Here is a 13,654-nt window from a genome sequence, read left to right as displayed (position 1 = left end):
CAGTTCTAATTTTAAAATTTAACATTTAGATTAAATCCAATACTACGAGTTGTAGGTACGCCCGAGGATTCTAATCCGACAATATTGTCAGAAGTGTATCCGAAGGAATCTGGATCAATGTTTGGAACCCATTTTTTAAGCATCAGTACATTGTTTGCTACCAAGTTGAGTTTTACACCATTAACCGGAATGTTTTTAGGTAAAAATTTGGTGAAATCATATCCAGCAGTAACCTGACGAAGTTTCCAGAAGCCAGCATTATATATAATTGGCTCAATTAGAGCTTGTGAACGTATAACTTCCCAATAGGCTTGAACCGGTGCTTTTGCACTATTAACCTCTCCTTTCTCGTTTACTCCATCGCCAATTATGTAACCAACATCTCTACCAGCTACTGTCATTTGGTGCAATCCGTGACGAACCATGTTAAAGTTTGAGCCTGACATCATATTTCCTCCCAATTTGAAGTCAATCAAAGCTGATAGGCTAATACCTTTAAAAGTAAAACTATTGGTTATGCCACCTACCCAATTAGGCAAAGCAGAACCGAAGCTAATGAGGTCTGGAGTCCTTAAAGCTATACCATTGGCACCAAAAATTTTGTTTCCAGCTGCGTCTCTTCTAAACCCAAAGCCATACAATTGACCTAATTCTTCACCTACTACTTGTCTTAATTCACCATTGAACACGTGTGTTCCAGTAGTGATTCTTTCTCCTGGAGTATCAGTCAATAAACTTAAAAGTTTGGTTTTGTTATATGAACCATTAAAGCTTATGTCCCATCTGAAATTTGAAGTTTGAACAGGATTTAAACTCAATAACCACTCAGTACCTCTTGTTCTACTTTGTCCGCTATTTATAAGGGTATTTGTAAAACCTGAAGCATCAGATATTTGAGCAGATACGATCTGGTCGGTTGTGATTTTTTCATAAGTTGCAAAGTCTAATCCAACTCTATTATTGAAAAACTTCAATTCTACGCCAGCTTCTTTTTCAGAAGATCTCATTGGTCTTAGGTTAGCATTTGGCACTGTCGAGCCTTGTGATGAACCTACTGGTTGACCAGCAAATAAATTTGCATTTATACCGTAAAAAAGGTTGTTAGAATAAGGCGACACATCGGTATCAGAGCCAACTTCAGCATAGGCAAGTCTAATTTTACCAAAACTCAACCAAGAAGGAGGAGAATCCATTGCTTGCGAAAATACAAAGCTGCCTGATATAGATGGGTACAAGATACTTCTATTAGCTGGAGCTAATGTTGAAAACCAGTCGTTTCTTAAAGTACCATTTACAAACAATACATTTTTATAAGAAACTTCAGCTGAGCCATATACTGAATTTACAGCTCTTTCTTGCAAATCATAGTAAGGGTCTTTTACACGGCCATTGGCTATAGTGTATAGGTCTCTTACTACAAAGTCTGTTACCTGAGCACTGTTTAGGTCTGCTCTTCTTGACATTTGGTTTCCGCCTAAGTTGACATCTAAGCCAAAGTCGCCAAACACTTTTGAGGCTGATAATAATAAATCTTTATTTATTTCTCTAAATCTCCTGGCCTCTTGGGTGTAGACACCATTCACAAAACCTGCTGGAGCAGGACCTCGCGAGGCTTGGCCAGTTGGGAAGTTATTATAGTCTTCGTCTCTTGACCAGTAGTCTTGTCCAATACGTCCTTGAAGGCTTAACCAATCTGTTATTTTGTATTTAGCAGACATATTGCCAAAAATCCTATCACGTCTTACATTATGAAACTGTTCAGCCAATGTAAAATATGGATTTGTTCTATTTCTAAATCTTGAATAAACAAATTCGTTTCCAGCAGCATCGTATTTTTTTGCATCTAATAAATCCCAAGGCATTGAATTGGACATTATTGCTACTGATGTTGGAACAGAGTTATCTTGATTGGCAATGTTAGGTGGGTTTTTATTATATTCGTTTGAATAGTTTAGCGAAGTTGTAAAGCTCAATTTTTTAGAAATATCATAAGATAAACCAAGATTTACAGTTTTTCTGTTGAAACTATTGTTAGGGATGATTCCTTTTGCATCTAAATTTGAAAAGGAAAGATTAAATCCTCCTTTAGCATCTCCTCCAGAAAGTGAAACTGTGTTGGTAAGGTTTTGCCCAGGTCTATAGAAAATATCATAACGATTTCTGACAGGCTCATAAGGAACAGTAACCCCATCAAATAGAACTTGGGTCATGCCAGGAGCAAATTTTTCCCCAAACGACCATTGTCCTGAGGTAGGATTTGCTGAAGTAGGTCTTACACCGTTTTCACCTTGACCATATTCGTATTGGTAGTCTGTGAAATCAAGTGCTTTTTCAGTGGTGAAGTTCATGTTATAAGTCACACCTATTCCTTTACCAGTACCTTTAGTTTTAGTAGTAATCATGATGACACCATCTTTGGCTCTAGAGCCATAAAGGGCTGCAGCAGTAGCTCCTTTTAGTATGGTCATACTTTCTATATCGTCAGGATTTATAGAGGAAAGACCATCACCACCGTCAGATGTCATTCCACCACCTCGTACACCAATGGAATTGTCTGAACCAGAATTGTTTGGATTTGTACCGAAGTTTGTATTGTCAATAGGAACACCGTTTATTACAATCAAAGGTGAGTTTTGTCCCGAAATAGACGACTGCCCTCTAATTCTGATTTTGGAAGTACCTCCAGGACCAGTGCCCAACGATTGCACGTTAACGCCCGCAACCTTGCCTTGAAGAGCATTCATGAAGTTGGGCTGGCGATTCTCCGTAAGTGCCTCAGCGTTCACAGTGGAGGTAGCATATCCCAACTTTTTGGAATCTTTTTTAATACCTAATGCCGTTACTACCACCTCACTTAACGTCGAAACGTCCTCAGATAAACTTATATCTAAAATAGTTCTATTGCCAATGTTTACTTCCTTGGTTTCAAAACCAATATAACTGAAAATCAGTGTAGCACCCTGGGTTGCAACGATGGAATAAGCTCCATTAGCATCTGTTGAAGTTCCAGTTTTAGAGCCTTTCAGTTGAACTGAAACCCCTGGCAGGGAGTTTCCATCTTTTTCTGAAGTTACTTTTCCAGTTATTTTTTGCCCAAAAGTTAGAGAGGCAAAAAAAACTCCGAATAAAAGTAACAAATTAAATTGTAGTGTTTTTTTCATAGAACTAAGGTTAAATTAATTGAATAAAATGAAAGGTTAAAAACTATTTTATTAACCAAAAGCAAATATCCACACTGAAGTTTGTTAAAACTTCCAATTATCAACGGCGGTTATTTTTATAATAATAATTTTATTGCACTATTTTTACAGAAATGCTCATAGGTTGGAATATTTATCAGAAGTTTCTACATGAATCAATTTTCATATTTAAAAGGTAAGTCTCAAGAAATATCCCCTTGGCCCCAAATTGTTGAGTTTTCAAAAGTGAAAGTTCAAACATTGAAGGCCAATTCTTTTTTGATGCATGAGAATACTGAATTTAAATTTATTTATGTAACAGACGGAAAGTATTATTGGACGATTGATAACCAAACCTATACTGTTTTTCCGAATGATGTGGTAATGATATGGCCTAATCAAATTTTTGGTAGTTTGAATGGGAGTTTCGAAATTGGTGCCTTCACTGTTTTAACATTAGATATTACCAATTGTAAGGATAATGAACTAAACCTAGGAGACTGGAGCAATATATGTGTCACTGAGCAAAAGTTAATGGGAAATGTAATTTGTCAAAAAATGAAATCTCTAATCCCTAATTTTAAAAAGTTTGGAGAGATACTTCAAAAGATGGAGTATGAAATAATGGCGAATGAAATTGGGTATAATGCTAAAGTAAACAACCTTATAGATGACATTTGGATACAAACCACGAGGCAATTAAGCAATACCGAAAACAAGGGTAGGATTTTCCCCCAAACTTTTCATAAGTTGGACCAACTACTACGTGAAAATATAGCCCATCCATGGACAGTAGAAGAAATGGCAACAATTATTGGTTTGGGAACCACCACATTTACCGAAAAATTTAAAACTTTTTCTGGGTTTGCTCCGCTCAATTATCTGATAAATCTGAGGATTTCTGAGGCTATAAAGCTCTTGAAAAATACAGATCAAAGTTTAACAGATATAGCCTTGGGTACCGGATTTTATTCATCTCAACATTTCTCTACAACCTTTAAAAAACTAACAGGATTTACGCCTGGCTTAATTAGAAAAAATAAATAAATATGGACTGTATATTAACTATCGATATTAGCACCTCTTCTGTAAAAGTATGTGCTTATGATTTCTCAGGAAAATTAGTTGCATTCAGAAAAGCATCTTTGTCTATATTTTATCCAAATCCAGACTATAGCGAGCAAGACCCTGAGCATGTATATGTTACGGTACTTTTTGTTTTGAGAGATTTTATAAACGAACAAATTTTACCCTCTAATTATAAAATTGAGACAATAGTTTTTAGTGCTTCCATGCACAGTGTTTTACCTGTTAATAACAAAGGCGTGCCAATTGGTAATGCAATGATTTGGTCAGATAATCGAGCAAAAAAAGAAGCAGATTTAATAAAGGAATCTGAATATGCAAATCAAATATATCAAAACACAGGAACACCGATTCATGCCATGTCTCCATTGGCTAAAATTAAATGGATAAAAAACAATCAACCCGAAAGATTTAAAAAAGCCAGTAAATTTATTTCTTTAAAAGAATATATAATCTATCAGTTTACAAATCAATATGTTATAGATTATAGTATGGCCTCTGCCACTGGTTTTTTTAATATAAAAGAAAAGAAATGGGAAGAAATGTCACTTTATATTTCAGGCATAGACTCCAGTTATTTTTCTGATGCAGTTTCAGTTTTCAATTCGGATTTAAAATTTAAACCCAATATAGCTAAAGCTCTAAATTTACCCAAAAACACCAAAGTATTGGTCGGCAGCACAGATGGTTGCTTAGCCACTTTAGGCTCTGGTGTATTCAAGGAAGGCCAAGCTACTATTTCTATAACCTATAGCGGTGCTGTTAGGGTGGCGGGCGATAAATTTATAAATGACAATGATCAACGTTTTTTTAATTACATTTTGGATGATGATATATACATTTCTGGAGGGCCAACAAACAATGCAGGCGTGGTATTGGAATGGTTTTCAAGTCATTTTCGAAACCACAAAATTATACATGATTTTGAAGATGTAGTGGAAGGTTTATTCAAAGAAGCCACTTTGGTAAAATCTGGCTCAGATGGTTTATTATTTCTACCTTATCTGTTAGGCGAAAGAGCACCTATTTGGAATTCAAATGCGAGAGGAAGTTATTTTGGAATTAATATTAAGCATGAATCAAAACATTTTTTAAGAGCAACCATAGAAGGTGTAATTTTCGAGATTTATAGCATAGGCAAAATCCTTGAAGATTACAGGAAAATAGACCAATTGCATCTTACTGGGAAATATGCATCATTACCCATCTGTGCCTCAATTATTTCTGACGTTTTTGGCAAGAAAGTGAAATTGTCAGACGAGGTAGAGAACGTAAACAAAGGTGCGGCATTGCTTGGAATGATTGACGCTGGTGTTTTCAAAAACATTGAAGAAGCAGCCCTTAGTATAAATGAGAAAAGTGTTTTTGAACCCAATATGGCCAATAATGAAGTATATAAAAAGCTATTTAATATTTTTGAAAGACTTACACTTAAAATGCGTGAAGAGTTTGAATTGATTGAACAATTGCAACATTAAAATTTCAAAATTGTAAGGGTATTATGAATGAGTATAAAATTCTTCTTAAGGATTGATTGCTATTTCTTTTCAAATAATTTAAATTTAGAAATATAATTTATATGATATTAAATGTTAAAATTTGTATTTATATTTGTGTAAATTTGACACATTTTAAAATTTCTAAAAATTCAAGTATTTAAAAATAGTAAAAAAATAAATGAAGGCATTAGTCTGTAATAAACCGAGGGAATTTGAATATATAAATAAGGCAAAGCCTGATCTGGAACCAGGGCAGGCAATTATTCAAATAAAGCGTATAGGGATTTGTGGTACCGACCTTCATGCCTACGAAGGTAATCAGCCTTTTTTTAATTATCCGAGAATATTAGGTCACGAACTTTCAGGTATTTTGGTCGAAATAGAAAGTGGAGCAGGGTTTGAAATAGGAGAAACAGTCACCTTTATTCCTTATTTTAATTGTGGCAAATGCATAGCATGTCGTAATGGAAAAAGCAACTGTTGTACCCAGATAGCAGTTTGTGGAGTTCATGTGGATGGTGGAATGGTCGAATACCTTTCGGTGCCTGTCAGTTCGCTTGTACATGGCAACGGACTAAGTTTTGACGAATTGGCTCTGGTAGAACCTTTGGCTATTGGTGCTCACGGAATTCGCCGAGCGGCTATAGAAAAAGATGAATTTGTATTGGTTATTGGTGCAGGTCCAATAGGTTTAGGTACGATGGAATTTGCCAGAATTGCTGGTGGGAAAGTCATTGCTTTAGATATCAACGAACATCGTTTGTCTTTTTGTAAAGAAAAGCTTGGGATTCCATTCATAATAAATGCCCTTTCAGATAATGTGAAAGAGCAATTAATGGAAATCACAAATGGCGATATGCCTACTGTGGTAATAGATGCTACTGGGAGTCAAAAAGCTATAAATAATGCTTTTCAATATTTGGCTCATGGAGGTCGCTTTGTAATGATTGGCCTTCAAAAAGGAGAGATAGCTTTTAGTCATCCTGAGTTTCATAAAAGAGAGGCGATTTTGATGAGCAGCAGAAATGCGACCCTAGCAGACTTTGAACATGTGATTGATAGCCTAAACAAAAAACTAATAAATCCGACAAACTATATTACGCATAGAGTGAAGTTTGACGAAGTGATCAATGAATTTGAAAACTGGTTAGATCCTAAAAACGGCGTTATAAAAGCGATGATTAAGTTGTAATTGTTTTTTTGAAATTTTCAATCGGTTTCAAAATTGATTTTAGAGATTATAGATTTAGATATTCAACCTTAAAACATGAAAAAGTCCTTAATAATATGTCTATTATTAGTGTCGGTGGTTGCCAATGCTCAAACTAGTCAAAACCTAAAACTATGGTACGCCCAACCTTCGGGAAATACCTGGGAAAATGCCCTGCCGATTGGAAATGGTCGTTTAGGGGCAATGATTTATGGCAATGTTGAAAAAGAAATAATCCAACTAAACGAACATACAGTTTGGAGTGGAAGTCCAAATCGAAATGATAATCCAGCATCCTTGGAGGCTTTACCCGAAATCAGAAAGATGATTTTTGAGGGTAAGCACAAAGAAGCAGAAAACTTAGCCAACAAAGCCATCATTACCAAAAAGTCACATGGCCAGATGTTTCAGCCTGTGGGGAATCTTAATTTGAGTTTTGATGGTCAAGAAAAATATGCAGCTTATAGGCGTGAATTAGACATTGAAAAAGCCATTTCAAAAACCACTTATGTTGTAGATGGCGTGAATTTTACTCGAGAGGCATTCGCTTCATTTGCCGATAGAATTATCGTAATGCGTATTTCTGCCAATAAAATTGGAGCGGTTTCATTTACAGCAAATTATAGCTCACCTCACAAGAAAAAAGCCCTTTCAGTTAAAAACAATGATTTACAAATTAACGGAACCACCAGTGATCAAGATGGAATAAAAGGCCTTGTTGAGTTTATGGGAATTTCTCGTATCAAATTAAATGGTGGTACGATTTCAAAAACAGATACTTCATTAATCATAAAAGGGGCAAATTCGGCAACAATCTTTATTTCTATAGCCTCTAATTTCAACAATTATAATGACATAAGCGGCGATGAAGAGCAACGTGCCGCCTCATATTTGAATAAATCTTACAACAAAACTTATGAGGCATTAAAATCGGCTCATATTGCTGCTTATCAAAAATACTTTAACAGAGTAAAAATAGATTTGGGAACTACCGAGGCTAGTATTTTGCCAACGGACGAACGTTTGAAAAACTTCAGAAACACCAACGACCCACAGATGGTGGTTTTGTATTACCAGTTTGGTCGGTATTTATTAATTTCTTCTTCGCAACCCGGTGGGCAGGCTGCAAATCTCCAAGGTATTTGGAACCGACACCTAAGTCCTCCTTGGGACAGTAAATACACCATCAATATCAATGCTGAAATGAACTATTGGCCAGCCGAAAAAACCAATCTTTCAGAGTTGCACGAGCCTTTTTTGCAAATGGTGAAAGAATTATCACTTACTGGGCAACAAACAGCCAAAGATATGTATGGAGCCAGAGGATGGATGGCTCACCATAATACAGATATTTGGAGAGCAACCGGAGCCATTGATGGAGCTTTTTGGGGTATGTGGACTGCGGGTGGCGGCTGGGTAAGTCAGCACTTATGGGAGCATTATTTATACACTGGCGATAAGGCATTTTTAGCATCTGTGTATCCTGCCTTAAAAGGTGCGGCTCTGTTTTATGTTGATTTTTTGATAGAACACCCAAAATACAAGTGGATGGTGGTAAACCCTGGCAATTCTCCAGAAAATGCCCCGGCTGCTCATGGTGGTTCCTCGCTTGATGCAGGTGTAACGATGGACAATCAGATTGTTTTTGATGTTTTTAATACAGCCATCAGAGCCGCTGAAATTCTGAAAAAAGATGCAAAATTTATCGATACTTTGACTCTTATGCGTTCAAAATTGCCTCCTATGCAAATTGGTAAACATAACCAACTACAGGAATGGTTGGATGATATTGACGACCCAAATGACAATCACCGCCATATTTCGCATTTGTATGGTTTGTTCCCTTCCAATCAGATTTCGGCTTATCGAACTCCAGAGCTTTTTGCGGCATCTAAAAATACGCTTTTGCATCGTGGCGATGTTTCCACAGGCTGGAGCATGGGCTGGAAAGTAAACTGGTGGGCGAAATTACAAGACGGCAATCATGCCTATAAATTGATTCAAAATCAGCTAACGCCAATCGGCAACGAGCGTGGTGCTGGCGGAACATACAATAATCTTTTCGATGCTCACCCACCTTTTCAGATTGACGGCAATTTTGGTTGTACTTCGGGCATTACCGAAATGCTCATGCAAAGTTCAGATGGAGCAGTGCATTTACTCCCTGCCTTGCCAGACGTTTGGCCTTCTGGTAAAATTTCGGGGCTAAAAGCCATTGGAGGTTTTGAAATTGTTGAAATGCAATGGAAAGATGCCAAGCTTGTCAAATTGGTGGTAAAATCTAACTTAGGAGGAAATTTAAGGTTGCGATTGCCCAATAAAATGAAACAAAACAATGGACAAGCTGTCAAATTAGCAACTGGTGAAAACCCAAATCCTTTTTATTTTACCAATGAAACTGCGAAGCCTATAGTTTCCCAATTATCAACTATTCAAGTCATGGATTTAAAACCAACAATTGTAATTGATCTAGCTACCCAAATAGGTAAAACATATACATTTTTAGCAAATTAATTTCTTAAAATACAGAATATTAACATCGTTATAATGAAAAACAGTAAAGCAAAAATTGGGATCTTATTTACCATATTATTGATGGCGAATGCCGCTTTTTCTCAAAATCCAAATTTCCATATTTATTTATGTTTGGGGCAGTCAAATATGGAAGGAAATGCCCGATTTGAGCCACAGGATACGGTAAATGTGAATCCCCGATTTCAGGTTTTAGAAGCTGTAGATTGTGATAATTTGAATAGAAAAAAAGGTCTGTGGTATACCGCAGTGCCGCCATTAAGCAGATGTAAAACCGGTCTAACTCCCGCTGATTATTTTGGTAGAGAATTGGTGGACAAATTGCCCGAAGAAATAAAAGTTGGGGTTATCAATGTGGCCATAGGAGGCTGTAAGATAGAATTATTTGACAAGGATAATTTTGAATCCTACAAAACTACCGCACCCAATTGGATGAAGGGCATGATAGATCAATACGATGGAAACCCTTATGGAAGATTGGTAGAAATGGCAAAAATAGCCCAAAAAGAAGGCGTGATAAAAGGCATTTTGCTGCATCAGGGTGAATCAAATACAGGGGATTCACTTTGGACCCAAAAGGTTAAAATTGTGTACGACAATCTTTTGAAAGATTTAAATCTCAGTGCGGAATCTACTCCATTATTAGCTGGCGAAGTTGTAAATGTCGACCAAGGCGGAATATGTGCTAGCATGAACAAAATCATTGCAACACTGCCAGAAACCATTCCCAACGCCTACATAATTTCGTCTGCAGCTTGTCCGGATGTGGCTGATAATCTTCATTTTAGTGCTGAAGGGTATCGTATTTTGGGGAAGCGTTATGCTGATACCATGTTAGAACTTTTAAAAAATAAATAATTCCAAATATTTAAGAAATGAAAAAAAGGAACTTACTTTTTACGCTTGTAAATTTATTAATTTTCAATTGGGCCATTGCTCAAATTACCCTTCAAAATCCTATTTTGACAGGCTTTTATCCTGACCCAAGTGTTGTAAAAGTTGGGGCAGATTACTATTCCGTTCATTCTACTTTTTCCTATTTCCCAGGTTTGCCTGTTATGCACAGCCGTGATTTGAAAAACTGGAAACAAATTGGAAATGTAATCAACCGTCCATCGCAGATGGATTTTATGGGTGAACGCATGAGCCGTGGACTTTTTGCCCCTGCCATTACTTATTACAAAGGTATTTACTATGTAACCTGTACCGATATTGACCATGACGGCAACTTTGTGGTGACAGCTACTAACCCGGCAGGTCCGTGGAGCGACCCTGTAAAAATGGACCAAGTACGAGGTATTGACCCCTCCATTTATTTTGACGAAGCCACCGATAAAGCTTATGTGGTTTACAACAGCGATGCTCCTGATAATAAGCCCCTTTACCCTGGTCACCGCACAGTAAGAATGTACGAATTTGATTACAAAAACCTAAAAACTATCGGAGAGCAAAAGCAATTGATAAACGGTGGTGTAGATATTAGCAAAAAACCGGTTTGGATTGAAGGGCCACACATTTTGAAACGTAACGATTGGTATATTTTGTATTGTGCTGAAGGTGGAACATCTGTCAATCACTCACAAGTGGCCTTGCGTAGCAAAGATATTTGGGGGCCTTACGTACCTTATGAAGGAAACCCAGTTTTGACCCAAAGAGGTTTACCAGCCGACCGTCCAAATCCAATTACTTCGGCTGGACACGCCCAATTTATTGAAGGACCAGACGGAAATTGGTATTCGATTTTCTTGGCTGTTCGCCCTTACGAGGGTGATTATTACAATACGGGTCGTGAAATGTTCATTGCTCCACTCACTTGGGTAAACGACTGGCCTATGATTGAACACGGCGAAAAAGAGATTGAATACAAATACAAAACGAACATCAAAGAAGTAAAACAAAAAGGAGCTTTGCCGCAAAACGGAAATTTTGCTTATACCATGAAGTTTGATAAGGGACTCGACCTTTCGATGATGCACTTGCGAACTGTTGATAGTAGTTCATTCAAAACTTCCAAAAATGGACTATCACTTAAACTAAAACCCGAAACGATTTCTGAATTGGGTAATCCGTCATTCGTGGGTAAGCGTCAGCAACATTTAACAAGCTCGGCAGAAACAGAACTCGTTTTTTCACCGAAATCCGAAAATGAGAAAGCGGGCTTGGTAATTTATCAAGATGAAAGCCATTATTACTTTTTGGCAAAATCTATCAAAGATGGTAAAACGCAGGTAGAATTATATAAAAGTGTGCATCGTAAAAAAGATTTTGAGTTGATAAATAGCCTACCTGTTGGAAACGTAAAATTAGTATTGCGTATAACTACCAAAGGCGATAAATGTGATTTTGCAATATCAGAAAACGGTAAGGATTTCAAGTTTTTGGCTGAAAACCAAGACGGAAAGCACCTTTCTACGAAGTTTTCGGGTGGCTTTGTAGGTTGTGTATATGCCATGTACGCCACTTCAAACGGTGAAAAATCAGACAATAACGCAACATTTAAGTATTTAAAATACAGCGGCAATGACGCAGTTTTGAAATGATGGAATTAAAATGAATAAGCTTATATTCCCCTCTCCTGTGGAGAGGGGTTGGGGGTGAGGTTTAAAGTAAAAACATGAAAAGACTTTTAAATATTTGTTTATATCTAATAGCTGGCCAATTGGGGTTCGGTCAAGCTCATAACCCCATCATCCACGCCGATGTGCCAGATATGTCAATGATTCGCGTGGGTGATACCTATTATATGAGTAGCACTACCATGCATATGAGTCCTGGTTTGCCCATTATGAGCTCAAAAGACTTAGTTAACTGGAAAATAGAAAGTTATTGCTATGATAGATTGGTAGAAAACGATGCCATGAATCTCGAAAATGGCCAGAGCACCTACGGAAGAGGCTCTTGGGCCAGCTGCATCCGCTACCATAATGGAGAGTTTATCATCAACACCTTTGCGGCCACATCTGGCAAAACCCACATTTTCAGGTCCAAAGACATCAAAGGCCCATGGACTGGGCAAACTTTTGCACCTGCTTACCATGACCAAACCATTTTCTTTGATGATGACGGCAAAGTTTACATGATTTATGGTGCAGGCAAACTCAAAATTTTAGAACTCAAACCTGATTTATCAGGACCGATGCCCGGAGTAGAAGAGAAAGTTTTGATAGAGAACGCCAGTGCTCCCGCAGGTGATAATATCATGCTTGGGGCCGAGGGCTCTCAGTTATTTAAGGTCAATGGTAAATATTATCTTTTCAATATCACTTGGCCCAGAGGTGTTATGCGTACGGTGGTGATTCACCGAGCAGATAACATCAATGGACCATGGGAAGGCAGATTAGGTCTGCAGGATTTGGGTGTAGCTCAAGGTGGATTGATTGATACACCCGATGGCCGTTGGTTCGCTTATTTATTTAGAGACAATGGAGGCGTAGGGCGTATTCCTTATTTGGTGCCCGTAAAATGGGAAAATGATTGGCCAGTTTTGGGCGAAAATGGCAAAGTGCCCATGAGTTTGGATTTGCCAGCCAACAAAAGTTTGATTCCAGAACTTGTTAATTCAGACGAATTTAATAGAAAGAAAAATGAAGCCAAATTACCCTTGCAATGGCAGTGGAATCACAATCCAGACAATTCACTTTGGTCTGTCCAAAAAGGATATTTGCGGTTAAAAACGGGGCGAATTGATACCTCATTTGTATTAGCAAAAAATACTTTAACCCAAAGAACCATCGGTCCAGAAAGTACTGGCTCTACAAAACTTAAGGTAAAAGGCATGAAAGAGGGTGATTTTGCAGGGCTTTGTTTGCTTCAAAAAAACTATGGTCTTGTAGGTGTAAAAGCAGAAAACGGTCAAAAATATATCGTTATGTCAAGTTTGGCTTCTGGCAAAGCAGAAGAGGCAAGAATTCTTTTAAAGAAAAACACAGTGTACTTCAAAGCCTATTGCGATTTCAAGGACAGAAAAGATGTGGCTCAGTTTTATTATAGTTTGGATGGTGAAAATTGGGAGAGCATAGGTGCTCCTATGAAAATGCCTTATACGCTGCCGCACTTTATGGGCTATCGCTTTGGCCTTTTCAATTATGCCACAGAGCAAACTGGTGGCTATGCGGATTTTGATTGGTTTAGGATTTTTAATTAAATAT

The 13,654-nt window shown here is 37.5% G+C and carries 8 protein-coding genes; 7 read left to right on the top strand and 1 reads right to left on the bottom strand.

What is annotated here, in order from left to right:
- Window positions 1–11: 11 nt before the first annotated feature.
- Window positions 12–3,161 (bottom strand): SusC/RagA family TonB-linked outer membrane protein, encoded by a 3,150-nt coding sequence (locus EGI22_RS10575; RefSeq protein WP_255068310.1) that lies wholly within the window; start codon window positions 3,159–3,161, stop codon window positions 12–14.
- A 189-nt stretch (window positions 3,162–3,350) separates the two neighbouring features.
- Between EGI22_RS10575 and EGI22_RS10570 the strand changes: the two genes are divergently transcribed.
- From EGI22_RS10570 to EGI22_RS10540, 7 genes are all read left to right on the top strand, one after another.
- Window positions 3,351–4,226, top strand: coding sequence for an AraC family transcriptional regulator (locus EGI22_RS10570; protein ID WP_255068309.1), 876 nt, complete (start codon window positions 3,351–3,353; stop codon window positions 4,224–4,226).
- 2 nt (window positions 4,227–4,228) lie between these two features.
- Window positions 4,229–5,743: a gluconokinase gene (locus EGI22_RS10565; protein WP_255068307.1), complete on the top strand. Its 1,515-nt coding sequence runs from the start codon at window positions 4,229–4,231 to the stop codon at window positions 5,741–5,743.
- A 199-nt stretch (window positions 5,744–5,942) separates the two neighbouring features.
- Window positions 5,943–6,956: a zinc-binding alcohol dehydrogenase family protein gene (locus EGI22_RS10560; protein WP_255068306.1), complete on the top strand. Its 1,014-nt coding sequence runs from the start codon at window positions 5,943–5,945 to the stop codon at window positions 6,954–6,956.
- A gap of 75 nt (window positions 6,957–7,031) precedes the next feature.
- Window positions 7,032–9,488 carry a glycoside hydrolase N-terminal domain-containing protein gene (locus tag EGI22_RS10555; protein WP_255068305.1) on the top strand — a complete coding sequence of 819 codons (2,457 nt, stop codon included), beginning with the start codon at window positions 7,032–7,034 and terminating at the stop codon, window positions 9,486–9,488.
- A gap of 33 nt (window positions 9,489–9,521) precedes the next feature.
- Window positions 9,522–10,364, top strand: coding sequence for a sialate O-acetylesterase (locus tag EGI22_RS10550; protein ID WP_255068304.1), 843 nt, complete (start codon window positions 9,522–9,524; stop codon window positions 10,362–10,364).
- 17 nt (window positions 10,365–10,381) lie between these two features.
- On the top strand, window positions 10,382–12,046 hold the full coding sequence (locus tag EGI22_RS10545) for a glycoside hydrolase family 43 protein (protein ID WP_255068303.1): 1,665 nt from the start codon (window positions 10,382–10,384) through the stop codon (window positions 12,044–12,046).
- Window positions 12,047–12,120: 74 nt separating this feature from the next.
- Entirely contained in the window at window positions 12,121–13,650 is a 1,530-nt protein-coding gene (locus EGI22_RS10540; protein ID WP_255068301.1) for a glycoside hydrolase 43 family protein, read from the top strand.
- Window positions 13,651–13,654 lie beyond the last annotated feature (4 nt).

This window comes from Lacihabitans sp. LS3-19 (genome assembly GCF_024343575.1).
GTDB lineage: Bacteria > Bacteroidota > Bacteroidia > Cytophagales > Spirosomataceae > Leadbetterella.
This window is presented reverse-complemented; position numbering and strand designations above follow the sequence as displayed.

Excerpts from the sequence above, each read along its gene's own strand:
- EGI22_RS10555 (WP_255068305.1), top strand. The coding sequence starts at position 7,032 with ATGAAAAAGTCCTTAATAATATGTCTATTATTAGTGTCGGTGGTTGCC.
- EGI22_RS10565 (WP_255068307.1), top strand. The coding sequence starts at position 4,229 with ATGGACTGTATATTAACTATCGATATTAGCACCTCTTCTGTAAAAGTA.
- EGI22_RS10570 (WP_255068309.1), top strand. The coding sequence starts at position 3,351 with ATGAATCAATTTTCATATTTAAAAGGTAAGTCTCAAGAAATATCCCCT.
- EGI22_RS10575 (WP_255068310.1), bottom strand. The coding sequence starts at position 3,161 with ATGAAAAAAACACTACAATTTAATTTGTTACTTTTATTCGGAGTTTTT.
- EGI22_RS10560 (WP_255068306.1), top strand. The coding sequence starts at position 5,943 with ATGAAGGCATTAGTCTGTAATAAACCGAGGGAATTTGAATATATAAAT.
- EGI22_RS10550 (WP_255068304.1), top strand. The coding sequence starts at position 9,522 with ATGAAAAACAGTAAAGCAAAAATTGGGATCTTATTTACCATATTATTG.
- EGI22_RS10540 (WP_255068301.1), top strand. The coding sequence starts at position 12,121 with ATGAAAAGACTTTTAAATATTTGTTTATATCTAATAGCTGGCCAATTG.
- EGI22_RS10545 (WP_255068303.1), top strand. The coding sequence starts at position 10,382 with ATGAAAAAAAGGAACTTACTTTTTACGCTTGTAAATTTATTAATTTTC.